A 23288-nucleotide genomic window follows, 5' to 3' on the forward strand; every position below is an offset into this window, starting at 1 on the left:
GGGATAGAGGAGTGATTCGATGGCAACTCAACTCGCCGGGGCAACTTCCCCCCAGGCAACGCCGTATACCTATGATCAGGATGGCGAATCATATCGGCACTGGAACGTCAGCATCGAGGGCCGCATCGCCACCGTCGCGATGAACGTCGATCCCGATGGCGGACTCAACCCCGGCTACAAGCTCAAGCTCAACAGCTATGATCTCGGCGTCGACATGGAACTGCATGATATCGTGCAGCGCCTGCGGTTCGAGCATCCCGAAGTCGGCTGTGTTGTCCTGACCAGCGCGAACGATCGCATCTTCTGCTCAGGGGCCAACATCTACATGCTGGGCACTTCGAGCCACGCGTGGAAGGTGAACTTTTGCAAGTTCACCAACGAAACCCGCAACGGGTTCGAGGATTCGTCGCAGAATGGCAGCCTCAAGTTTCTTGCCGCAGTCAACGGGACTTGCGCGGGCGGCGGCTACGAAGTCGCGCTGGCCTGTGACGAGATCCTGTTGATCGATGATCGCTCGTCGGCAGTCTCGCTTCCCGAAGTCCCGTTGCTCGCGGTTCTGCCGGGAACGGGCGGCCTGACCCGCGTGGTCGACAAGCGCATGGTCCGCAAGGATCTCGCTGACGTGTTCTGCACTTCGGAAGAAGGCGTGCGTGGCCGCCGCGCCAAGGACTGGGGGCTGGTTGACGATGTCGCCCCGCGCGGACGGTGGGATGAGGCCGTCAAGGCGCGGGCGGAAGCTCTAGCGAGCCAGACCCCGCGCCCGACTGCGGCGACCGGCGTCAAGCTCACCCCGGTAACGCGCACGATCGACGAGGTGGGTTACCACTATGAGACGGTGGACGTGACCTTCAATCGTGCACGCGGGTTTGCAACGATTGTGGTCAAGGCTCCGACCAGCGCGCCGCCCGCCGATGGCGCTGCGGCTGCGGCGCAAGGCACGGCCTTCTGGCCACTGCATATGGCACGCGAGCTCGACGACGCGATTCTGCTCCTTCGCACCAACGAGCCGGAACTCGGCCTCTGGGTTCTCAAGACCGAGGGCGAGGGCGCCAAGGTTCTTGCTTACGACGATATGCTGCTCGCCAATCGCGACCACTGGTTTGTTAACGAGTGCGTGGGCATGCTTCGCCGCACGCTCTCGCGTCTCGACGTTTCCTCGCGCTCGATGTACGCGGTGATCGAACCGGGCTCGGCCTTTGCCGGAACTCTGGCGGAACTCGCCTTCGCGGCTGATCGAGCCTATATGCTTGAACTGGTTTCGGACCCCGAGAGCGGGCCCGTCTTGCACCTTGGCAAGGCCAACTTCGGGCTCTACCCGATGTGCAACGGCCTCTTCCGGCTTCAGTCGCGGTTCCTGGGCACGCATGGCCGGATTGCAGAACTTGAAGACATTTCGGGCACAGCAATTCCATCAGGCGAAGCCCATGACCTTGGCCTGGTGACCTTCGCACCTGACGATATCGATTGGGAAGATGAAGTTCGCCTCGCCATCGACGAGCGAGCCGGCCTGTCGCCCGATGCCTGCACGGGCATGGAAGCTTCCTTGCGCTTTGCGGGCGCTGAGACCGTCTGGTCCAAGGTCTTTGGTCGCCTTTCGGCATGGCAGAACTGGATCTTCATACGCCCCAATGCTGTGGGCGATGGCGGTGCGCTAAAGCTCTTTGGCACCGGCAAACGAGCTGAGTTCGACAAGAAGCGCGTTTGACGAAATTCCCGTCGTCCAACCCTCTCCTGGACGGCGGGAAACCCTATCACTGACGGAACGCCCCGCAAGAGACGGTGGCCCGGGAGAAATTCAATGGCGATTGATTATCAAACCAAGATTCCGAACAATGTCGACCTCTCGAACGACCGCGCGCTGCAGCGCGCGCTCGAGCACTGGCAGCCAGCATTTCTCGACTGGTGGAAAGACCTCGGCCCGACGACCTATCAGGGTCACGAGGTCTACCTGCGTACGGCTACTTCGGTCGATGCCAAGGGTTGGGCCACATTTGGCCACGTCAAGATGCCTGACTATCGCTGGGGCATCTTCTTGGCCGATCAGCAACAAGACCGGACGATCGGCTTCGGCGATCACAAGGGCAAGCCAGCCTGGCAGCAAGTTCCGGGCGAATACCGTTCGGCGCTGCGCCGTTTGATCGTGACGCAGGGCGATACCGAGCCCGCGTCCGTCGAGCAACAGCGCTTGCTCGCGCTCACCGCGCCATCGCTCTATGACATGCGTAACCTGTTCCAGGTCAACGTCGAGGAAGGCCGCCACCTCTGGGCAATGGTCTATCTGCTGCACGCCTACTTCGGTCGCGACGGTCGCGAGGAGGCGGAAGAAATGCTCTACCGCCACTCCGGCGATGTCGATCATCCGCGTATTCTCGGCACTTTCAACGAGCCGATCGACGATTGGCTGTCGTTCTACATGTTCACCTACTTCACCGATCGTGACGGCAAGTACCAGCTCAAGTCGCTGGCCGAGAGCGGCTTCGATCCGCTGGCCCGCACCTGCAGCTTCATGCTGACCGAGGAAGCTCACCACATGTTCGTGGGCGAAACCGGCATCGCACGCGTCATCCGCCGCACGCTCGATGAAATGCAGAAGCTGGGCACCGACGACCCGGCGACCCTGCGAAAGGCCGGGGTGATCGACTTGCCGCTGCTGCAGCGCTACATCAATTTCTGGTATAGTTCCGCGCTGGACCTGTTCGGAGCCGAGATCAGTTCGAATGCCGCGACCTACTGGGCCAACGGCCTCAAGGGCCGCCCGGACGAGGGCACCTATGAGGACCACGATTGCCTCGACACCTTCGAGCAGGTCGACACGCCCGATGGGCTGGAGCAGGTAGCTACCCGCAACGCGATGAACCTGATTACCCGTAATGCCTACGTGCGCGACTGTGGTATCGGTCTCACCCGTTGGAACCGCACGATTGCCAAGGCTGGGTTCAACTACGAACTCACTCTGCCTTCAGAACGCTTCAACCGGAGCGTGGGCGTTTGGTCGGGGATGTCGTTCGACCCTGCCGGCAAACCCTGCTCGCCGGAAACCGTTGCGGCTGCCCTGCCAAGTGAAGCTGATCGCGGCTATGTCAAGTCGCTGATGGTTGGTGTCACCGAGCCCGGCAAGTGCGCCAACTGGACCAGCCCGCCGGATCGCGGGATCAACAACATGACGTTCGATTTCGACTACGTCCGCGCTTCCTGAGAAAATATGCCGGCGCGACCCGGCCCGAGAGCCGGGCGCGCCGGAGAGAGAGGACCGATGAGAACTGATCAGGCCCGTACCATTGCGGAACTGCCGGACTTCTTCAATGCGGCTGAAGATCTGCTTGCTCATAACCTTGCGGAGCAGCCCGACAAGGTTGCCATCATCGACATCCACGGAACGTGCACCTATCGCGAACTCGCAGACCGTGTCGCCCGTATGGCGAGCGTTTTCCAGACGCTCGGAGTTCGCCGCGATCAGCGTGTCCTGGTTTGTCTGACCGATACACGCGATTTTCCCACCGTCTTCCTGGGGGCTATTCGTGCAGGTGTTGTCCCTGTTGCGCTTAACACCCTCCTGACCGAAGACGACTATAGTTGGATCCTCCACAACAGCGGCGCGGTCGCAGTTTTCGTTTCCGAAGAACTGGCGGACAAATGGCGAGATGTCGCGGCATCGGAGCCCCATGTTCGCTTCGTCTCGAGCGAGGGCAATTCTTGGCTCAATCTCGAAACCCTACTGCGTGGTGCAGAGCCTGCAATTGAGCCGGCAAAGACGCACCGCGATGACGTAGCCTTCTGGCTCTACACCTCGGGTTCAACCGGTCGCCCCAAGGGCGCGATGCATATCCATGCCTCGATGCGTCTGACGGCAAACCTCTACGGTCTGGGCACGGCAGGCTACCGCAAAGACGATGTGGTCCTGTCGATCGCCAAGCAATTCTTTGCTTATGGTCTCGGGAATGCACTGACATTTCCTTATGCCGCAGGGGCCACCGTCGTGCTCTACAACGGACGCGCCACGCCAGAGCCAATCAGCAAGCTCGTTCGCGACCATAAGGTCTCGGTCCTCGGGGGTGTCCCCACCTTCCTGGCTGGTTGGCTGGCCCATCCTTCCTGCCCGTCTCACGAGGAAGCACCAGCTTTACGGATGGCGACATCTGCCGGTGAAGCGCTACCCGCGCACATAGCCCGTGCCTTTCGGGAACGGTTCAATGCAGACGTGCTCGACGGTCTGGGATCGACCGAGATGCTGCATATCTTCGTGTCGCAGCGCCCGGGTGAAGTCCGCTTCGGGTGCACGGGCCGGGTTGTCGATGGCTACAAGGTGCGGCTGATCAACGATCTCGGCGATGAGGCCTCTCCTGGTGAGATCGGCAATCTTCAGATTTGCGGTCCGACGACGGCGATCGGCTACTGGAGGAATCGCGAGAAGTCGATCGTCTCCTTCCAGGGCGAATGGACCGTTAGCGGCGACAAGTACGTCATGGACGAGGAAGGTTGGCTGACCTACGCCGGTCGTGCGGACGACATGCTGAAGGTTGGCGGGATCTACGTTTCGCCGATCGAAGTAGAAGAGGCCCTGGCAAGCCATCCGGACGTTCTGGAAGCGGCTGTCATTGGTGCTGAAGACGCTGACGCCTTGGTCAAGCCTCATGCGTACGTTGTTGTCCACAATGGCGTTGTTCCGGATGACGCCTTGGCTGATCGCCTCAAGGCCCATGTGAAGGACCATTTGGCGCCGTTCAAATATCCGCGCTGGATTACGTTTGTCGACGAGTTGCCCAAGACCGCAACCGGAAAGATCCAGCGTTTCCAGTTGAGGAACGATTGATGGGAAAAGACCTTGCATTTGACGTCGTCATTGTCGGCGGCGGCCACGGTGGCGCGCAAGCGGCGATCGCCTTGCGAGGAGCGGGCTACGAAGGATCCGTGGCGATTGTGGGCCGTGAAAACGAGATGCCTTATGAGCGGCCGCCGCTCTCCAAGGAATATCTCGCGCAGGAGCGTCCGTTTGATCGGCTCTACATCCGTCCGGCGCAGTATTGGCAGGACAAGCAGGTCGACTTGTTGCTCGGCAGGACGGTGACGGCGGTGGATCCGGCGACCCATACCGTGACCTGCGCGGATGGCGAAACAATCGTCTATGGCCAGTTGATCTGGGCGACTGGCGGCGATCCGCGAGCCCTTCCGGTGCCCGGCGGCGATCTGCCGGGCGTCCACGCCGTGCGCGACCGCGAGGATGTCGACGCGATCATGGCCGAGCTCGGCGAAGTCGAGAACGTGGTGATAATCGGTGGCGGCTACATCGGACTCGAAGCCGCAGCGGTACTGGCAAAGCTCGGCAAGCACGTAACCCTGCTCGAAGCCCTGCCGCGGGTGCTCGCACGCGTAGCGGGCGAAGACCTCTCGGCCTTCTACCAAGCTGATCACCGCGCCCATGGTGTCGATCTGCGCGTGGACCAGCAAGTCGACAGCCTGGAAGGTGAGGGGCGGGTCAGCGGCGTGCGTCTCGGTGACGGGACGGTCCTGCCGGCGCAGATGGTGATCGTCGGGATCGGGATCATTCCATGCATCGAGCCGCTGGTTTCGGCCGGCGCCGCATGCGGCAACGGCGTGACGGTCGATGGTCAGTGCCGCACCAGTCTGCCCAATATCTTCGCCATCGGCGACTGCGCCGCCCATGCCAACCGCTTTGCCGGCGGCGCGGTGATCCGGCTGGAATCGGTGCAGAACGCCAACGACATGGCGACAGTCGTGGCCAAGACCATCTGCGGCGAAGCTGCGGAATATGGCGCGACGCCGTGGTTCTGGTCGAACCAGTATGATCTCAAGCTGCAGACAGTCGGTCTCTCCACCGGCCATGCCCGGGCAGTGACCCGCGGCGATCCGGTGAACCGCAAGTTTTCGGTGGTCTATCTCGACGCTGCTAGCCGTGTGGTAGCGCTCGACTGCGTCAACAATGCCCGCGACTATTCGCACGGACGCCGGCTGGTTGAACTTGGCGTGGTGGTGGACCCGGTAAAAATCGCCGATGCCGAGCACCAGCTCAAGGAGTGGATCCCCACTCCTGCGCCTGCCGCCTGAACCTTACGGAGACCGAACAATGAGCGAGCGCCCGCAGACCCCCGGCGAATTCGTCGATCACCTCGCCGTGGTCACCGCCGCAATCGGTACGGAAGTGCCCAGCCCTGCGCTGGAAGAGCGGCTAAACCGCGATTTCGGCGCGGCCGGCGACTGGTTCGCCGAGGCGACGGCGCTGTGTCACCGAGGCATTGCGGAAGGCTGGCTGTGCGGGCGCGAAGCCGGCGGGATCAAGTTCGGCCGTCCGGTCAAGGAAGGCGAAGCGACCCACGGCATGTCGGTCGACGTTGTCGAAATGGATGATGTCGTTGGCCCGCACCACGCCCATCCCAACGGCGAGATCGATCTGGTCATGCCTGTAGACGCAGCTGCCGAGTTCGACGGGCGCGGCGCGGGGTGGAAGGTCTATGGCCCCGGTTCGGCGCACAAGCCGACGGTAACCGGCGGCAAAGCCATCGTACTCTATCTCCTCCCGGGCGGCGCGATCGAGTTCACCCGTGACTGAAGACCCCGTCAAGAACAGTGAGCGTGTCCGGCTGACCATCGCCGGGGGCGTGGCGACGATCGCGCTCGACCGCGAGGCGCGAATGAACGCCTTTGACGAAGCGATGCATGCCAGCCTACGCGCAGCGCTGGCAACCGCAGCGACTGACGCTTCGCTGCGTGCTGTCATCCTCACCGGGTCTGGCCGCGCCTTCAGTTCGGGCCAGGATCTGGGCGAGCGCGCCGCAACTTTCGCGCAAGGGCAGGTGCCTGACCTGCGCGCCTCGCTGGAGGGCAACTATAATCCACTGGTGCGCTGTCTTGCCCAGTTGCCGATCCCGGTGATCGCGGCGGTGAATGGCATCGCCTTTGGGGCAGGCGCGGCGCTGGCCATTGCCTGCGACATTGTGGTTGCGGCACGGTCGGCCCGATTCCAGTTCGGCTTCATCAATGTCGGCCTCGGGCCGGACAGCGGCGCGAGCTGGCACCTGCCACGCCTGGTCGGCCCGGCGCGGGCCATGGACCTCGCGCTCACCGCGCGGCCCGTTTCCGCCGAGGAAGCGCTCGCTATGGGGTTGGTCAGCCGCATGGTCGAAGATGCCGACCTCGCCGAGACTGCCGCTGCCATAGCGCGCGAGTTCGCTACCAAGTCTGCGCCGGCTGTGGCGGCGGTCAAGCGGCAGCTGCGCGCCAATCCCGCCGGAACTCTGGATGCTGCACTGGATGTCGAGCGCGACACGCAAAGTCTTCTCGGCGCCTCGGTCGAATACCGCAACGCGGTGCTTCACTTCTCGCGGCCCCGAACCTGAACTTTTATCCTGCCATTTCCGCCAAGGACGATACCATGACCGAAGTACTCCCGCTCCGCAGCTACGCCGCCGACCACTGGTCCGCTCCCGGGATCGGCGCCCAGCTTGTATCGGCCATCGACGGCAGCGTGGTCGCCGCCATGCCCGGCAATTCCGATCCGGCCGAAATGGTCGAGCATGCCCGCAAGGTCGGCGGGCCTGCGTTGCGCGCGATGACCTTGCAGCAGCGCGGGCGCATGCTGCGCGCGCTGGCTGACGCGCTAAGCGCGCGCAAGGACGAACTCTACGCACTTTCTTACCTTACCGGCGCAACCAGGGGCGACAGCGCCTTCGACATCGAAGGCGGAATCGGCACGTTGTTCGTCTATTCGTCGAAAGCCAAGGGCCTGCCCGATGCCCGCGTTATGCTCGATGGCGGGCGCGAGGCGATCAGCAAGGGCGATTTCCTCGGCCAGCACATCCTCGCTCCCCTGGCAGGCGTGGCGGTCCACATCAACGCCTACAACTTCCCGATCTGGGGTATGCTGGAGAAGCTGGCGCCGACGCTGCTGGCTGGCATGCCGGCGATCGTCAAGCCGGGCACCGATGGCGCCTACCTGACCGAAGCCGCCTTCCGTATCATGATTGAAAGCGGCGCCCTGCCGCCGGGCGCGCTGCAGTTGCTGCTGGGTGATACCACCAACCTGCTTGACCTGCTGGACGGCCAGGACAGCGTAGCCTTCACCGGTTCGGCTGCCACGGCCAACCGGCTTAAAGCCCTGCCGAACATCGTCAGCAATACCGTGCGCTTTGCGGCCGAGCAGGACAGCCTCAACGCCTCGATACTCGGGCCCGACGTGACTGTTGATGCGCCCGAATTCGACCTCTTCGTCAAGGAGGTTGTGCGCGAGATGACTCAGAAGGCAGGGCAGAAATGCACCGCGATCCGTCGCATCTTGGTTCCCGCTGCGCTCATCGATCCGGTGCAGGACGCGATCGTTGCGCGCCTGGCGAAGATGACCGTGGGCGATCCGCGGGAGGAGACCACCCGGGTCGGCGCGCTCGCCGGGGTGCGGCAGCGCGGCGACGTCCAGGCCAACCTCGCGACGCTTCGCCAGGAGGCTGAACTGGTCGTCGGCGGTGCCATTCCCGATCTTGGCGAGCAGCTCGTGGGCGGAGCGTTCTTCGAGCCGACACTGCTGCGCTGCGACAAGCCGGTCGAGGCCGAGGCGGTCCACGCGGTGGAGGCTTTCGGGCCGGTTTCCACCCTGATGCCCTATGCTGATGCCGGGCAGGCGATTGGACTTGCCAATGCCGGCAAGGGTTCGCTCGCGCTGTCGCTGTTCAGCAACGATGTCGCCGCTGTGGTCGGCCTGGTCGGCGGGGTTTCGACCTTCCACGGCCGGATCATGATCGTGAACCGCGACAATGCAGAATTTTCCAGCGGTCATGGCGCAGCCCTGCCGCATCTCCAGCACGGTGGTCCGGGTCGGGCCGGCGGAGGTGCCGAACTGGGCGGCACGATCGGCATGATGCCCTACCTCCAGCGCAGCGCGATCCAGGCGAGTGCGGCCGTCCTCGCGGCTATCGAGGCGCTCTGACCGATGGGCGAGGTGGCGCAGTGGAGGTTAGAGGGCGACGTTGCCGTCCTCACACTCGACAATCCTCCGGTCAATGCGATCTCGGCCGCAATCCGCGCCGCCCTGATCGACGGGGTGAAGCGTGCCGGGAGCGATCCGGCAGTGCGGGCGCTGGTCATCGCTTGCGCCGGCCGCACCTTCTTCGCCGGGGCGGACCTGCGCGAATTCGGAAAGCCCTCTGTCGAACCCTTTCTGACCGAGGTGATTGACACGATCGAGGCCTCGACCAAGCCGGTGATCGCGGCGATCCACGGCACCGCCTTGGGAGGCGGGCTCGAGATCGCCATGGCCTGCCATTACCGCGTAGCCCGACCCGATGCCAAGCTTGGCCTGCCCGAGGTCAAGCTTGGCTTGATGCCCGGAGCGCGCGGGACGCAGCACCTGCCACGCCTGATTGGCGTCGAACGCGCGCTGGAGATTATCGCTCTGGGCGATCCGGTTGGGGCGACAGCAGCCAAGGATATGGGGCTTGTTGATACGTTGGCGGACGGTGAGCTCGTCGATGCCGCCCGTGCTGTGGCGCGCCGCGTTGCCGGACAGCCGCCTCGTCGGACGCGCGATCTGGTGGCGGCAAAAGTCGACGATACCGTTTACAGCGCCTTCGCACAGAAGCACTCCCGGAAATTCCGCGGCCTCGACGCACCGCCGGCGATCATCGCCTCGGTCCGCGCGGCCACCGAGCTGCCATTCGAGGAAGGCGCGCGGCGCGAGCGCGAAATCTTCCTCAAGCTGCGCACGGGACCGCAGAACGAGGCCTTGCGCTACGTGTTCTTCGCGGAACGCGAGGCGACCAAAGTGCCGGGCCTCGAAGGCGTGGAGCCGCGCGCGGTAGGCCGTGCCGGGGTGATCGGCAGCGGCACGATGGGTAGCGGTATCACCATCGCCTTGTTGAGCGCGGGCATTCCGGTCACACTCTACGAACACGACGCGGCCGCCTTGGAACGAGGTACTGCCCATATCCGCCAGACCATCGCTGGCAATGTGGCTACCGGGCGCATGAGCCAGGCACAGGCTGACGCTGCGCTGGCGGGATTTTCGCAAGCGCGCGACATGGAAGCCCTGGCCGGGGCCGACCTGGTGATCGAGGCGGCTTACGAGACCATGGCGGTCAAGCGCGAGATTTTCTCGGCCCTCGACGCGGTCATGCGTCCCGGCGCGATTCTCGCCACCAACACATCCTACCTCGACATCGACGAGATCGCCGCCGTCACGGCACGCCCTGCAGACGTGATCGGGCTGCATTTTTTCTCGCCCGCCAATGTGATGAAACTGCTCGAGGTAGTGCGCGGCAAGGCCACGGCCCCGGACGTGATCGCGACCGCCTTCACGTTGGCGCGGCGGATCCGCAAAGTGCCGGTCCTTTCGGGCAATGCCTGGGGGTTCATCGGCAACCGGATGCTCGCCGTGCGCCGCACTCAGGCCGAGGCGATGGCCGTGGAAGGCGCTTCGCCTGCGCAAATTGATACCGTCATCGAGAAGTTTGGTCTGGCCATGGGCCCATTCCGGGTTGGGGATCTCGCTGGGCTGGACCTTGGCTGGAGCGCCGAAACATCGACCGGCTCGACGGTCCGCGAACGCCTGAACGAGGCTGGGCGCCGTGGGCAGAAAACCGGGGCAGGCTTCTACGACTACGACGAAAACCGCCGGCCGGTCCCGTCGCAGGCCGCGCTCGACATCATCGCCGGCTTCGCGCGCGACAACGGCATAAAACAACGCGCGTTCACCGACGCGGAAGTGCTCGACCGGCTGCTCTGGCCGATGGTCGATGAAGGCGCGAACATCCTGGCCGAAGGTATTGCGCTTCGAGAATCCGACATCGATGTGGTCTGGCTCAACGGCTATGGCTGGCCGGCTTGGACTGGCGGCCCGATGTTCCACGCTCGCCAGACGGGGTTTGGAGAGGTGGCGCGTCGTCTCGAGGCCATGGGGCTGCCCGTTTCCGACGCCCTTAGGGCGCTCGCCCGGGAGCAGGCGGGGTGAATCAGCAATGGATCGAGGTCGGTGGACGGCGCCTCGAAGCAGCGCGATGGGGACGGGGCGGCAGAGCCCCGATCCTGCTGCTGCATGAGGGGCTGGGATCGGTCGCACTGTGGAAGGACTTCCCCGAAGCGCTGGCTGAGGCAAGCGAGCGCGAAGTAATCGCCTGGTCGAGGCAAGGCCACGGCTGGAGCGCGCCCTATGAAGGTTTGCGCGGGATCGACTACATGCACCAGGAGGCCGAGCTGCTTCCGGCAATCCAGATGGCACTCGGCATTTCGAAGGCGCATTGGTTCGGTCACAGCGATGGCGGATCTATTGCACTGATCGCAGCATCTCGGTTTCCAAATCTCGCTCTGAGCCTGATTCTCGAGGCTCCCCATGTGTTCGTCGAGACCATCACCAAGGCCAAAATCAGCCTTGCTGCTTTGGACTTTCTGAAGTCCGACATGGGCGAGCGCATGAAGCGCTACCACGATGCACCGGAACATTTGTTCCCGGATTGGTGTCGAACATGGCTATCCGCGGAGTTCAGTGGCTGGAACATCGAGACTTCTGCAGCGGCTTGCCGTCAGCCAACTTTGCTCATCCAAGGCATGGGAGATCAATACGGCACGATGGAGCAATTGGACCGTATTCAGCGGTGTATGCCTCAGGCGATACGCCTCGAACTCGATGACTGTAGGCATTCACCGCATTTCGATTCACGGGATGCCGTTATTGCGGCGACGTGTACGTTTCTTGACGGAAAGGATTGACCGTGGCCGAGGCCTATATCTGCGATGCCATACGGACCCCGATTGGCCGTTATGGTGGCGCCTTGTCGTCGGTCAGGGCTGACGATCTTGCCAGCTTGCCGATTAAAGCCCTAATGGAGCGTAATCCGAATGTGGATTGGGGGGCGCTGGACGATGTCATCTTTGGCTGCGCCAACCAGGCTGGCGAAGACAATCGCAATGTAGCGCGCATGGCCGCGCTCCTGGCTGGTCTGCCCCAGGAAGTGGGCGGATCGACCGTTAACCGGCTGTGTGGGTCGGGGCTCGACGCGGTGGGAACTGCAGCACGATCCATTCGCGCAGGTGATGGCGATTTCTTGTTGGCGGGCGGCGTCGAAAGCATGAGCCGTGCACCCTTTGTCATGCCGAAAGCAACTTCGGCCTTTACGCGTGACAATGCGGTCTATGACACGACCATTGGCTGGCGTTTTGTCAACCCGCGGATGAAGGCGGCACACGGGGTTGATCCGATGCCGCAGACCGCCGAGAACGTCGCCGAACGTTACAATGTCTCGCGCGAAGACCAGGACCGCTTCGCCCTGCGTAGTCAGGAGAAGGCGGCGGCGGCTCAGGCTTCGGGCCGGTTAACAGCTGAGATCTGTCCGGTTTCGATCCCTCAGCGCAAGGGAGATCCGTTGATCATCGAACGCGATGAACACCCGCGCGCCACCACGCTCGAGGCACTGGCTAATCTCAAGCCGGTCGTCCGTGAGGGTGGCAGCGTCACTGCCGGGAATTCGAGCGGCGTCAACGATGGCGCAGCGGCTCTGGTGATTGCTAGCGAAGCCGCCACGGGGCGCCATGGGCTTACCCCGCGAGCGAGGATTGTCGCCATGGCATCAGCGGGAGTCGAACCGTCAATAATGGGCATCGGCCCTGCGCCTGCCGTACGCAAGTTGCTGCAGCGAACCAAAACAAATCTTGATCGGATCGACGTGTTCGAACTAAACGAAGCCTTTGCTGCACAAGCAATTGCAGTGCTCGACGAGCTGGGGATCAGTCATGATGATCCACGGGTCAATCCTAACGGCGGCGCAATTGCTCTGGGCCATCCATTGGGGATGTCTGGCGCCCGACTGGCGCTGACAGCGACTGAGCAACTCGTTCAAACAAATACCAAATTGGCAATAGCGTCGATGTGTATTGGTGTCGGTCAGGGCATTGCCATCCTGATCGAGAGATTGTGACCCGCAAATATCGCAAATGGAGTTCCTATATGAAGACCCGCGCCGCAGTTGCCTTTGCGCCGAAGCAGCCGCTGGAGATCGTTGAACTCGATCTCGAAGGCCCCAGGGCGGGCGAAGTGCTGGTCGAGATCATGGCGACGGGCGTGTGCCACACCGACGCCTATACGCTCGACGGGCTGGACAGCGAGGGGATCTTCCCGAGCATCCTTGGCCACGAGGGCGCCGGCGTGGTGCGCGAGGTTGGCCCCGGCGTGACCAGCGTCAAGCCGGGCGATCACGTGATCCCGCTCTACCCCCCCGAATGCCGCCAGTGCAAAAGCTGCCTTTCGGGCAAGACAAACCTGTGCACCGCGATCCGCGCCACACAGGGGCAGGGGCTGATGCCCGATGGCACCAGCCGCTTTTCCTACAAGGGCCAGACCATCTTCCACTACATGGGCTGCTCGACCTTCTCGAACTTCACCGTGCTGCCCGAGATCGCGGTGGCCAGGATCCGCGAGGACGCGCCGTTCCAGTCGAGCTGCTACATCGGCTGCGGGGTCACCACCGGGGTCGGCGCGGTGATCAACACCGCCAAGGTCCAGGTCGGCGACAATGTCGTGGTGTTCGGATTGGGCGGAATCGGCTTGAACGTGATCCAGGGCGCGCGGCTGGCGGGCGCGGGCAAGATCATCGGTGTCGACCTGAACCCCGACCGCGAGGAATGGGGCCGCAAGTTCGGGATGACCGATTTCCTGAACAGCAAGGGCCTGCGCCGCGAGGAGACCGTCGCCGCGATCGTCGCGCTGACCGATGGCGGCGCCGACTATACCTTCGACGCCACCGGCAACACCGAAGTGATGCGCACCGCCTTGGAAGCCTGCCACCGTGGTTGGGGCACCAGCATCATCATCGGGGTGGCCGAGGCCGGCAAGGAAATCAGCACCCGCCCGTTCCAGCTGGTGACGGGGCGCAACTGGCGCGGCACCGCGTTCGGCGGGGCCAAGGGCCGCACCGACGTGCCCAAGATCGTCGACATGTACATGACCGGCAAGATCGAGATCGACCCGATGATCACCCATGTCATGGGACTGGAGGAAATCAACACCGCCTTCGATCTGATGCACGCGGGCAAGAGTATCCGCAGCGTCGTGGTGTTTTGAGCCGATGGAGCAGGTCAGCGCCAACCGCAGCCACGGCGGCACGCAAGGGGTCTATACCCACCAGTCCGCCGCAACCGGCACGGCGATGACCTTTTCGGTCTTCGTGCCCGATCACGCCAAAGGCGCGAAGCTGCCGGTGCTGTGGTACCTTTCGGGGCTGACCTGCACCCACGCCAATGTCACTGAAAAGGGCGAATTCCGGGCTGCCTGCGCCGAACACGCGGTGATCTTCATCGCGCCCGACACCTCTCCACGCGGTGATGATGTGCCTGACGATGACGGCTACGATTTCGGCAAGGGGGCGGGCTTCTATGTCGATGCCACGCTGGCGCCGTGGCGGACGCATTACCGGATGCGCACCTATATGGAGCAGGAACTGCCTGCGCTGGTCGCGGAGCATTTTTCGGCGGACATGGCGCGGCAGGGGATCACCGGGCACTCGATGGGCGGGCACGGCGCGCTAACCATCGCCCTGCGCAATCCGGGACGGTTCAGTTCGGTGAGTGCGTTTGCGCCGATCGTCAGCCCGCTGTCGTGTCCGTGGGGCGAAAAGGCGCTGGGTGGTTATCTGGGTTCGGATCGGGCGTCTTGGGCAGAATATGATGCCTGCGCGCTGATCGCGGGCGGCGCGCGCTTGCCCGACCTGCTGGTTGATCAAGGCACCGCGGACAACTTCCATGACGGCCAGCTCAAGACCCACCTGCTGGCCGATGCCTGCGAAGCCGCCGGACAGCTCGCCACAATCCGGATGCAGGACGGGTACGATCACTCCTATTACTTCATTTCCACATTCATGGCCGATCATGTCCGCTGGCATGCGGAGCGCTTGAAGCGTGGGGTTTGACGTCATGGGAACCGAGGAAAAACTGACCGAAATCATCGCCGCCCATCGCGGCCGCGAGGGCCCACTGCTGCCGATCCTGAATGACGTGCAGGCCGCGTTCGGCTGCGTCGATCCGGCGGCCGAACGGGCCATCGCGCTGGCACTGAATCTGTCCCGCGCCGAAGTCCACGGCGTCGTCAGCTTCTACCACGATTTCCGCGAGGCTCCGGACATGCGCCCCGAAGTGCAACTCTGCGGGGCCGAAGCCTGTCAGGCACGTGGCGTCGAAACGTTGGTGAGCGCTGCTGAAGCTGCCGCCGGGGACCGCGTGCGTCTCTCGAAAGTTTACTGCCTTGGCTTGTGCAGCGTCGGCCCAGCCGCGCGAGTGGGCGATACCGTCCACGCCCGGCTGAATCAGACCGCGCTGGTAGCGCTGGTGGAAAACGCATGATCCAGAGTCACCCTTTGGTGCGTATCGCCGATGACTCCCTCGCGCTAGCCTGCGGGGCCGATGCGGTGGCTGCTGTCTTCACGGCGACGGGCTGCACGGTAGAGCGGGTGTCGAGTTGGGGAATGCACTGGCTCGAACCGCTGGTGGAAATCGATGGGCAGGGGTTCGGCCCGGCCCCCCCCGCCGATGTCCCCGCGATCCTTGCCGGCACCAGCGCCAAGGCCATCGGCCCCATCGCCGCGCACCCGTTCCTGGCCCGCCAGCAGCGGCTGACTTTCGCCCGCGCCGGCCGGACCCGTCCGCTCAGTCTGGACGATTACGCCGAAACCGGCGGCTGGGCCGGGCTCAAGCGCGCCCGGGCGATCGGGCGGGAAGAAGTGCTGGCGGAACTGATCACCTCGGGCCTGCGCGGGCGCGGCGGCGCCGGCTTTCCGGCGGGGATCAAGTGGCGCACCGTGGCCGAAGCGCCCGGCACGCGCAAATACGTGGTCTGCAACGCCGACGAGGGCGACAGCGGCACTTTCGCCGACCGGATGGTGATGGAAGGCGATCCGTTCCTGCTGATCGAGGGCATGGCGATCGCCGCGCACGCGGTCGGCGCGGACCGGGGTTATATCTACGTCCGCAGCGAATATCCCCACGCCATCGCCAAGCTCAGGAAGGCGATCGGGTTGGCGATCCTGCATATCGCGCCGTTCCAGCTCGAAGTGCGGGTGGGCGCGGGCGCCTATGTCTGCGGTGAGGAAACCTCGCTGCTCAACAGCATCGAGGGCAAACGCGGCGAAGTGCGGGCCAAGCCGCCGCTGCCCGCGCTGGAGGGGCTGTTCGGCTGCCCCACCGTGGTCAACAACGTGCTGACGCTGGCGGCCGTGCCGCATATCCTCAGCGCCGGCGGGGCCGAGCTGTACCAGCGCCTGGGGGTGGATCGTTCCAAGGGGACGATGCCGGTCCAGCTCGCGGGCAATATCCGCCATGGCGGGCTGTTCGAAACCACTTTCGGCATGACCCTGGGCGAACTGGTGAACGATGTCGGCGGCGGCACGGCCAGCGGCCGCCCGGTCAAGGCGGCGCAGGTGGGCGGGCCGCTTGGGGCCTATATTCCGCCGTCGCAGTTTCATCTGCCCTTCGCTTACGAGCAGTTCGCCGCGGCCGACGCGCTGATCGGCCACGGCGGGGTGGTGGTGTTCGACGATACCGTCGACATGGGCGGCATGGCTCGCTTCGCCATGCAGTTCTGTGCCGCCGAAAGCTGCGGCAAGTGTACCCCTTGCCGGATCGGCTCGACCCGCGGGGTGGAGCTCATCGACCGTATACGCGCACCGACTCCTGCAACCGCGGATGCAGTTGCATCGCTGCCGCAGATGCACAATGGCCGCAAGTCCGGGCGCAGTCGGGAAGAAGAGCTGCAACTGCTCGAGGACCTGTGCGAGACCATGCAGTTCGGCTCGCTCTGCGCGCTTGGCGGATTCACGCCCTATCCGGTTCGTTCGGCGCTGAAGCATTGGCCGGAAGACTTCGAGCCCAAGGCATGAGCGCCGGATCGGTCTCGATCCCTGTGCGGACCAGCGCCTACTCTGCAGCCAGCGAGGCAGGCACGCGCCGCGTACCGGTGGAGGCGCCGGTCGCGATCGAGATCAATGGCGTTGCCTATGCCGTGATGATGGCGACCCCCTGCGACCTCGAGGATTTCATTACCGGTTTCCTGCTTTCGGAAGGTCTCGCTGAGGCCGGAGAGCTTGGTGAGATTGCGCTCCACCCGCTCGAAGGAGGCGAGGGCTATGTCGCACGCGTCAACCTGCCCGCGCACCGCGCCGAACCCGTGCTCGAGCGCGCTCGCCGCCGCCTCGGCGACAGCTCCTGCGGAATCTGCGGGATCGAGAGCATCGAACTGGCGCTGCGCGCACTTCCGCCGGTCCAGGCATGCCCTCGCGCGCGGCCCGAGGCGATCGGCCAGGCGCTGAAGGCTGCCCGCGCGCTGCAAGTACTTGGTGCCGAGACCGCTGCCACTCACGCCGCCGCCTTCGCCCGCAACGACGGAACCATCGTTGTCCTGCGCGAGGATGTCGGGCGGCACAACGCGCTCGACAAGGTGATCGGCGCGCTGGCGCGCCAGCGCGAAGATCCGGCCCAAGGCTTCCTCATCGTAACGTCGCGCTGTTCCTACGAGCTCGTCGAGAAGGCAGTGCGCGCCAAATGCGGCCTGCTCGTCGCGATTTCCGCGCCGACCGACCTCGCCGTGCGTCGCGCCGACGCCGCCGGCCTCACCCTTGCCGCCATCGCCCGTGACGACACCCTTGCCTGGGTCACCCAGCTTCAACCGGAGACCACCGATGGGATATGAACCCCAAGCCGATTTCGGTACCCCCGAAATCAGCTCCGACACGCAGGTCTGCCTGACCATTGATGGTCGCAAGGTCACGGTCCCGGCGGGCACCAGTCTCATGCGCGCGGCGGCGACTTGCGGCGGCTCGATTCCCAGCCTCTGCGCGACCGACAGCCTTGAGGCCTTTGGTTCCTGTCGGATGTGCCTGGTCGAAATCGAAGGGCGGCGTGGCACGCCGGCGAGCTGCACCACGCCCGCCGAGGAGGGCATGGTCGTTCACACCCAGAGCAAACGTCTGGCTCGCCTGCGGAAGGGGGTAATGGAGCTCTACATCTCCGACCACCCGCTCGATTGCCTGACCTGCAGCGCGAACAACGATTGCGAACTCCAGGACGCCGCGGCTGAGGTCGGGCTGCGCGATGTGCGCTATGGCTACGCGGGCGCTAACCACCTCGGCCTCGCGACCGACAGTTCCAATCCCTACTTCGATTTCGATCCGTCGAAATGCATAGCCTGTTCGCGCTGTGTGCGCGCCTGCGACGAAGTGCAAGGCACCCTTGCCCTGACGATTGATGGGCGTGGCTTTGCCAGCAAGGTTTCCGCGGGACAGGCGAGTGACGACTTCTTCTCGAGCGAGTGCGTCTCCTGCGGCGCCTGCGTCCAGGCCTGCCCGACCGCGACCTTGCAGGAAAAGGCGGTGAAGGAGATCGGCAAGCCCGAACGCGCGGTGGTCACCACCTGCGCCTACTGCGGCGTCGGTTGCACCTTCCGTGCGGAGATGCGCGGTGAGCAGCTGGTGCGGATGGTGCCGTGGAAGGACGGCAAGGCCAATCATGGCCATTCGTGCGTCAAGGGCCGTTTCGCCTGGGGGTATGCCAACCACCAGGACCGGATCACCCGGCCGATGATCCGCGAGAGTATCGACCAGCCTTGGCGCGAGGTCAGCTGGGACGAGGCACTGTCCCATACCGCGGCCAGGCTGAATACGATCAAGGCCCAGTCCGGTGCCCGCGCGCTCGGCGGGATTACATCGAGCCGTTGCACCAACGAGGAAGTGTGGCTGGTGCAGAAGCTGGTCCGCGCCGGCTTTGGCAGCAACAACGTCGATACCTGCGCGCGGGTTTGCCATTCCCCGACCGGCTACGGACTGTCAAAGACCTATGGCACTAGTGCGGGCACGCAGGACTTCGATAGCGTGATGGACGCCGACGTGGTTATGGTGATCGGCGCCAACCCGACCGATGGACACCCGGTTTTCGCAAGCCGGCTCAAGCGGCGGCTGCGGCAGGGCGCGCGCCTGATCGTGATCGACCCGCGCCGTATCGACCTGGTCCGCTCGCCCCACATCGAGGCCGCCCACCACCTCGCGCTCCAACCAGGAACCAATGTCGCGGTGCTGACCGCCATGGCCCACGCGATCGTCACCGAAAGGCTGGCCGACGAGCAATTCATCCGCGAACGCTGCGATTGGGACGAATACCAGGACTGGGCGCAGTTCGTGGCGCAGGACCGGCACAGTCCCGAAGTCCTCGAGCCCGTGACCCGCGTTCCTGCTGAAGAACTGCGGAAGGCCGCCCGACTCTATGCTACGGGGGGCAATGGAGCGATCTATTACGGCCTCGGCGTGACCGAGCACAGCCAGGGCTCCTCCACGGTCATGGCTATCGCCAACCTAGCGATGGTGACCGGCAACATCGGCCGGCGCGGCGTGGGGGTAAACCCGCTGCGCGGTCAGAACAACGTGCAGGGCAGCTGCGACATGGGCAGCTTCCCGCACGAGCTGCCCGGCTATCGCCACATCGCCGGCGCAGAAGTGCGTGCAAGCTTCGAGGCGGACTGGTTGGTCAGCCTCGATCCCGAACCGGGACTGCGCATTCCTAACATGCTCGATGCAGCGCTCGACGGCTCATTCCGCGCGCTTTACGTGCAGGGCGAGGACATTCTCCAGTCCGATCCGAACACCCATCACGTTGCGGCGGGCCTTAAGGCGATGGACTTGGTCATTGTCCACGACCTATTCCTCAACGAGACTGCGAACTACGCCCACGTTTTCCTGCCGGGCAGTACCTTCCTCGAAAAGACCGGCACCTTCACCAATGCGGAACGCCGCATCCAGATGGTGCGCAAGGTGATGGAACCCGCCAACGGCATGGAGGATTGGCAGGTCACGCAGGCGCTGGCCCAAGCCATGGGATTGGACTGGAACTACAGCGACAGCGGCCAGATCATGGACGAGATCTCCCGACTTACCCCAACCTTCGCTGGGGTCAGCCATGCCCGGCTCGATGCCGAGGGCTCGCTGCAGTGGCCGGTGGACTCGGCGCATCCCGACGGCAGCCCGATCATGCACGTCGATGGGTTCGTGCGCGGCAAGGGCAAGTTCATGGTCACGGACTATGTCCCGACCGACGAACGGACCGGGCCTCGCTATCCGCTGCTGCTCACCACGGGGCGGACCCTTTCGCAATACAATGTCGGAGCGCAGACCCGCCGCACCGCCAACACGATTTGGCATCCCGAGGACCTTCTGGAAATGCATCCGGCCGACGCCGAGAACCGCGGTCTCAAGGACGGCGATTGGGCGCGCCTTGCCAGCCGCACGGGCGAAACGACGTTGCGCGTGACCGTGACCGACCGGGTCGCTCCGGGAGTGGTCTATACCACCTTCCACCACCCGGCGACTCAGGCCAACGTGGTTACCACCGAATATTCGGATTGGGCCACTAATTGCCCGGAATACAAGGTGACCGCGGTTCAGGTCGTGCCCAGCAACGGCCCCTCCGAATGGCAGGAAAGCTATGCCAGCTGGTCGGAAAAGAGCCGGCGCATTAATCGCGTGGCGGGGGAGTAGGCAGCATGGAAATCACCCGTCTTCGCTACATGGCCGACCAGATTGCCCGCAACCTCGTGCCGCATGGCGAGGCGTTGGCGATCGAGGGGACGTTCCAGCACATCCGCGATTACTGGGACCCGCGGATGAAGGCCGCGATCCTTGCGGACGATCCCTTGGCGCTTAGCCCGATCGCGGCCGCTGCGGTTGTTATGTTGGCGCAGCCGGACCGGTGAAGGTCAATTGAGGAGCCGAGGGCGCTGGGTCGAGTTTGGTCGGAGTGATTGACTGGACCAAGTGTTTCTGATTTTCTGTCCTCGCGCAATTCCCACCGCCGTCATGCGAATGACGCGTAAAGACAGTGCCCGGTCAGAGATCTACGACTTTTCTGATTGCCTTTTCCGCGAGGGACAGAAAGCGGCTACGCTCGCTTGATCGATGCCGGGCTTAGCGAATAGCACGTCCATGGCCGCGAACTGCACCGGGGTGATATCGAGCCGCGCTTCTTGCCGTTAGCGGCCATTGTCGCGTGAGCCATCCGAGCCTCATTGAATCTAAAAGGTCAAATGTCCAATTACTCAGCCCGGAAGCACGTCAGCCGCTTCTGCTATCATGCGATATTCATTTACGCGATATGGCAAAATCACACCGGCTTTCAGCGCGTTATCTGCTGCTCGAAGAACCCTGTCGACGTAGGTAGCGTGATCAGGATAGATGCTGTTCAACTTTTCTGACGGAAACGGCGTGGTTTTCCCCCACAGATTAAGGCCTTGATCGGCTGCGATAGGCTCCGCATCGTGAGTTGCGATAGGTGACTCCAATTCGGGGAGGCGAATACCTCCCGTTGCATTGCCATTGGCGTCACGAACAATGGCCGGCTCTGCGCCAGCAACGTTGATGGGCGGTTGTGATGGCGGGGGAGGGCCGCCGTTGACCCATTTGTGAATATGGTGGATCGCGGCGTCGGTAGTGGCTAGTGACGTGCTCCCCTGAAATGTGACCGATTTTGAGTAGAGTCCGACGCGAAGGAGTCGGACAGAATGAAGCGAAGCAGGTTCAGCGAAGAGCAGATCATCGCGATATTGAAGGAGCATGAGGCGGGGATGCCGACGGCGGATGTATGCCGCCGGCACGGGATCAGCTCGGCGACATTCTACAAGTATAAGGCCAAGTTCGGGGGTCTGGACGTGTCGGAAGCGCGGCGGCTTCGGGCGCTCGAGGACGAGAATGCGAAGCTGAAGAAGCTTCTGGCCGAGGCGATGCTCGACAATGCGGTGCTGAAGGATCTGACATCAAAAAAATGGTGACGCCCGGCGCCAAGCGGGAGGCCGTCGCATATGCTCGTGACCATCACGGGCTGAGCGAGCGTCGGGCGTGCAGCCTTGTCGGCGTGAGCCGCCGGGTGATCAGATATGAGCCGACGAGGCCGGATGACGGTGCTCTGCGGCAACGCCTGCGCGAACTGGCGGCCGAGCGCCGCCGGTTCGGCTATCGCCGCCTGGGGTATCTTCTGGCGCGGGAGGGCATGCGCCCGAACCACAAGAAGCTGCTGCGCATCTATCGCGAAGAGGGACTGCGGGTCCGCCGCCGTGGTGGCCGCAAGCGGGCCTTGGGCACGCGGGCGCCAATGGCACTGCCGCAGGGTCCGAACCAGCGCTGGTCGCTCGACTTCGTATCGGACAGTCTGGTGTGCGGTCGGCGGTTCCGCATCCTGTGCATCGTCGATGACTTTACGCGGGAGTGTCTGGCGCTGGTGGCCGATACGTCGCTGTCGGGCATCCGCGTTGCCCGGGAACTGACGACGCTGATCGGCCTGCGGGGGAAGCCTCACATGGTCGTCAGCGACAACGGCACCGAACTGACCTCGTCGGCGATCCTGCGCTGGTCGCAGGAGCGTCAGGTCGAATGGCATTATATCGCGCCGGGGAAGCCGATGCAGAACGGCTTCGTCGAGAGCTTCAATGGTCGCCTGCGCGACGAATGCCTCAACGAGACCCTGTTCACGTCGCTGGCGCATGCCCGCTTCGTGCTCATGGCTTGGCGGCACGATTATAATCACGTCAGGCCGCACTCGAAACTGGGCGGGCAAACCCCCGCCGAGATCGCCGGCCAATGGTCCTGGGGGCATGCCCCCAGGACCATTGCCATCCCATCAACCAACCATCATGAAGGAGCCGGACTCTACCTCTGGCTGGTAACAATCAGGGGAGCACGTCAAAACCGAGAAGGTCACCCAGGAAGTACAGGCGACCGCACCGGGTAAAATGCTCGAGATCATCGTACCCGCAGGACAGGACGCCCAGGTCGGCGACCCCGTCTGTATCGTTGATGTGGAGATAAAATAATGGTTGGAGGAAATGTTGTCGGTCTCGCCCATACGGGTGTTACCGTGTCGGACATGGACCGAGCGATTTCCTTTTTCGGCGGTGTACTTGGCGGCGAAGTGGTGCAGCCTGTACTCTACGATGATCCTGTCTTTGAGCGGATAACCGGGGTGAAAGACGCGGTGATCAACATCGCTTACGTAAACTTCTCGAACCACACATTGGAATTGTTAGAATATCGCAAGCCCGAAGATCGGATGGTAACACCATCGCGGCCTTGCGACCCTGGCCACCTTCATCTGTCGCTGAATGTGGAGGGGATCGAGGAACTTGCTCAGCGTATGGCCGAAGCGGGGTTCGAAACAGTCGGTCCGATCCAGCATGTCGAAGTGGAGGGAGGCTTCGACGTCATTTATACGTACGGGTTTGATGGACTCGTCATCGAACTGATGGACTTCTCCAAAAAATAGCGATTGGAAACCAC

At 63.6% G+C, this 23288-nt stretch carries 21 protein-coding genes; 20 read left to right on the forward strand and 1 reads right to left on the reverse strand.

The window, feature by feature from the left end; translation table 11 throughout:
- Nucleotides 1-19 precede the first annotated feature (19 nt).
- The 17 genes from boxC (at nt 20) to H926_RS0114675 (ending at nt 20716) form a co-directional block, all read left to right on the forward strand.
- On the forward strand, nt 20-1705 hold the full coding sequence (gene boxC, locus H926_RS0114595; RefSeq protein WP_022676976.1) for a 2,3-epoxybenzoyl-CoA dihydrolase: 1686 nt from the start codon (nt 20-22) through the stop codon (nt 1703-1705).
- A 93-nt stretch (nt 1706-1798) separates the two neighbouring features.
- The gene (gene boxB, locus H926_RS0114600; protein WP_022676977.1) at nt 1799-3196 is read left to right on the forward strand and encodes a benzoyl-CoA 2,3-epoxidase subunit BoxB; all 1398 of its coding nucleotides are present in this window, start codon (nt 1799-1801) and stop codon (nt 3194-3196) included.
- 57 nt (nt 3197-3253) lie between these two features.
- Nucleotides 3254-4810: a benzoate-CoA ligase family protein gene (locus H926_RS0114605; RefSeq protein ID WP_028658037.1), complete on the forward strand. Its 1557-nt coding sequence runs from the start codon at nt 3254-3256 to the stop codon at nt 4808-4810.
- Nucleotides 4810-6063 (forward strand): NAD(P)/FAD-dependent oxidoreductase, encoded by a 1254-nt coding sequence (locus H926_RS0114610; protein WP_022676979.1) that lies wholly within the window; start codon nt 4810-4812, stop codon nt 6061-6063. The genes H926_RS0114605 and H926_RS0114610 overlap by 1 nt, the downstream gene beginning before the upstream one ends.
- A gap of 19 nt (nt 6064-6082) precedes the next feature.
- Nucleotides 6083-6565 carry a DUF4863 family protein gene (locus tag H926_RS0114615; RefSeq protein ID WP_022676980.1) on the forward strand — a complete coding sequence of 161 codons (483 nt, stop codon included), beginning with the start codon at nt 6083-6085 and terminating at the stop codon, nt 6563-6565.
- On the forward strand, nt 6558-7352 hold the full coding sequence (locus H926_RS0114620) for an enoyl-CoA hydratase-related protein (RefSeq protein ID WP_022676981.1): 795 nt from the start codon (nt 6558-6560) through the stop codon (nt 7350-7352). Before H926_RS0114615 ends, H926_RS0114620 begins: the two co-directional genes overlap by 8 nt.
- A gap of 35 nt (nt 7353-7387) precedes the next feature.
- Nucleotides 7388-8932, forward strand: coding sequence for a phenylacetic acid degradation bifunctional protein PaaZ (gene paaZ / locus H926_RS27755; protein WP_022676982.1), 1545 nt, complete (start codon nt 7388-7390; stop codon nt 8930-8932).
- A gap of 3 nt (nt 8933-8935) precedes the next feature.
- On the forward strand, nt 8936-10951 hold the full coding sequence (locus H926_RS0114630) for a 3-hydroxyacyl-CoA dehydrogenase NAD-binding domain-containing protein (protein ID WP_022676983.1): 2016 nt from the start codon (nt 8936-8938) through the stop codon (nt 10949-10951).
- The gene (locus tag H926_RS0114635; RefSeq protein ID WP_022676984.1) at nt 10948-11706 is read left to right on the forward strand and encodes an alpha/beta fold hydrolase; all 759 of its coding nucleotides are present in this window, start codon (nt 10948-10950) and stop codon (nt 11704-11706) included. The genes H926_RS0114630 and H926_RS0114635 overlap by 4 nt, the downstream gene beginning before the upstream one ends.
- 2 nt (nt 11707-11708) lie before the next feature.
- A complete protein-coding gene (gene pcaF, locus H926_RS0114640) occupies nt 11709-12911 on the forward strand; it encodes a 3-oxoadipyl-CoA thiolase (protein ID WP_028658040.1) in 1203 nt (400 codons plus the stop codon).
- Between the two features lie 29 nt (nt 12912-12940).
- The gene (locus H926_RS0114645; protein WP_022676986.1) at nt 12941-14053 is read left to right on the forward strand and encodes an S-(hydroxymethyl)glutathione dehydrogenase/class III alcohol dehydrogenase; all 1113 of its coding nucleotides are present in this window, start codon (nt 12941-12943) and stop codon (nt 14051-14053) included.
- Nucleotides 14054-14057: 4 nt separating this feature from the next.
- Nucleotides 14058-14897 (forward strand): S-formylglutathione hydrolase, encoded by an 840-nt coding sequence (fghA, locus tag H926_RS0114650; RefSeq protein WP_022676987.1) that lies wholly within the window; start codon nt 14058-14060, stop codon nt 14895-14897.
- Nucleotides 14887-15327, forward strand: coding sequence for an NAD(P)H-dependent oxidoreductase subunit E (locus tag H926_RS0114655; RefSeq protein WP_237741052.1), 441 nt, complete (start codon nt 14887-14889; stop codon nt 15325-15327). Before fghA ends, H926_RS0114655 begins: the two co-directional genes overlap by 11 nt.
- On the forward strand, nt 15324-16859 hold the full coding sequence (locus tag H926_RS0114660) for an NADH-ubiquinone oxidoreductase-F iron-sulfur binding region domain-containing protein (protein WP_028658041.1): 1536 nt from the start codon (nt 15324-15326) through the stop codon (nt 16857-16859). Before H926_RS0114655 ends, H926_RS0114660 begins: the two co-directional genes overlap by 4 nt.
- On the forward strand, nt 16856-17668 hold the full coding sequence (gene fdhD / locus H926_RS0114665) for a formate dehydrogenase accessory sulfurtransferase FdhD (protein WP_022676990.1): 813 nt from the start codon (nt 16856-16858) through the stop codon (nt 17666-17668). The genes H926_RS0114660 and fdhD overlap by 4 nt, the downstream gene beginning before the upstream one ends.
- The gene (fdhF, locus tag H926_RS0114670) at nt 17658-20501 is read left to right on the forward strand and encodes a formate dehydrogenase subunit alpha (protein WP_022676991.1); all 2844 of its coding nucleotides are present in this window, start codon (nt 17658-17660) and stop codon (nt 20499-20501) included. The genes fdhD and fdhF overlap by 11 nt, the downstream gene beginning before the upstream one ends.
- Nucleotides 20502-20506: 5 nt before the next feature.
- Nucleotides 20507-20716 (forward strand): formate dehydrogenase subunit delta, encoded by a 210-nt coding sequence (locus H926_RS0114675; RefSeq protein WP_022676992.1) that lies wholly within the window; start codon nt 20507-20509, stop codon nt 20714-20716.
- 342 nt (nt 20717-21058) lie between these two features.
- Here H926_RS0114675 and H926_RS35575 read toward each other — a convergent pair whose 3' ends face one another.
- Nucleotides 21059-21574, reverse strand: a complete 516-nt coding sequence (locus tag H926_RS35575; protein WP_371256263.1) for an alpha/beta hydrolase domain-containing protein — start codon at nt 21572-21574, stop codon at nt 21059-21061.
- Between H926_RS35575 and H926_RS27760 the strand changes: the two genes are divergently transcribed.
- From H926_RS27760 to H926_RS27765, 3 genes are all read left to right on the forward strand, one after another.
- A protein-coding gene (locus H926_RS27760; protein WP_237741053.1) for an IS3 family transposase occupies nt 21521-22743 on the forward strand; the annotation gives its coding sequence in 2 pieces (ribosomal slippage) (nt 21521-21773 and nt 21773-22743; 1224 coding nt in all). The two genes, H926_RS35575 and H926_RS27760, sit on opposite strands and share 54 nt — an antisense overlap.
- 1 nt (nt 22744) lies before the next feature.
- Nucleotides 22745-22825 (forward strand): hypothetical protein, encoded by an 81-nt coding sequence (locus tag H926_RS35580; protein ID WP_371256264.1) that lies wholly within the window; start codon nt 22745-22747, stop codon nt 22823-22825.
- Complete coding sequence (locus H926_RS27765; RefSeq protein ID WP_051146379.1) at nt 22825-23274, forward strand: VOC family protein; 450 nt, start codon at nt 22825-22827, stop codon at nt 23272-23274. Before H926_RS35580 ends, H926_RS27765 begins: the two co-directional genes overlap by 1 nt.
- Nucleotides 23275-23288 lie beyond the last annotated feature (14 nt).

The organism is Novosphingobium sp. B-7 (assembly GCF_000410615.1).
Taxonomy (GTDB): Bacteria; Pseudomonadota; Alphaproteobacteria; order Sphingomonadales; family Sphingomonadaceae; genus Novosphingobium; species Novosphingobium capsulatum.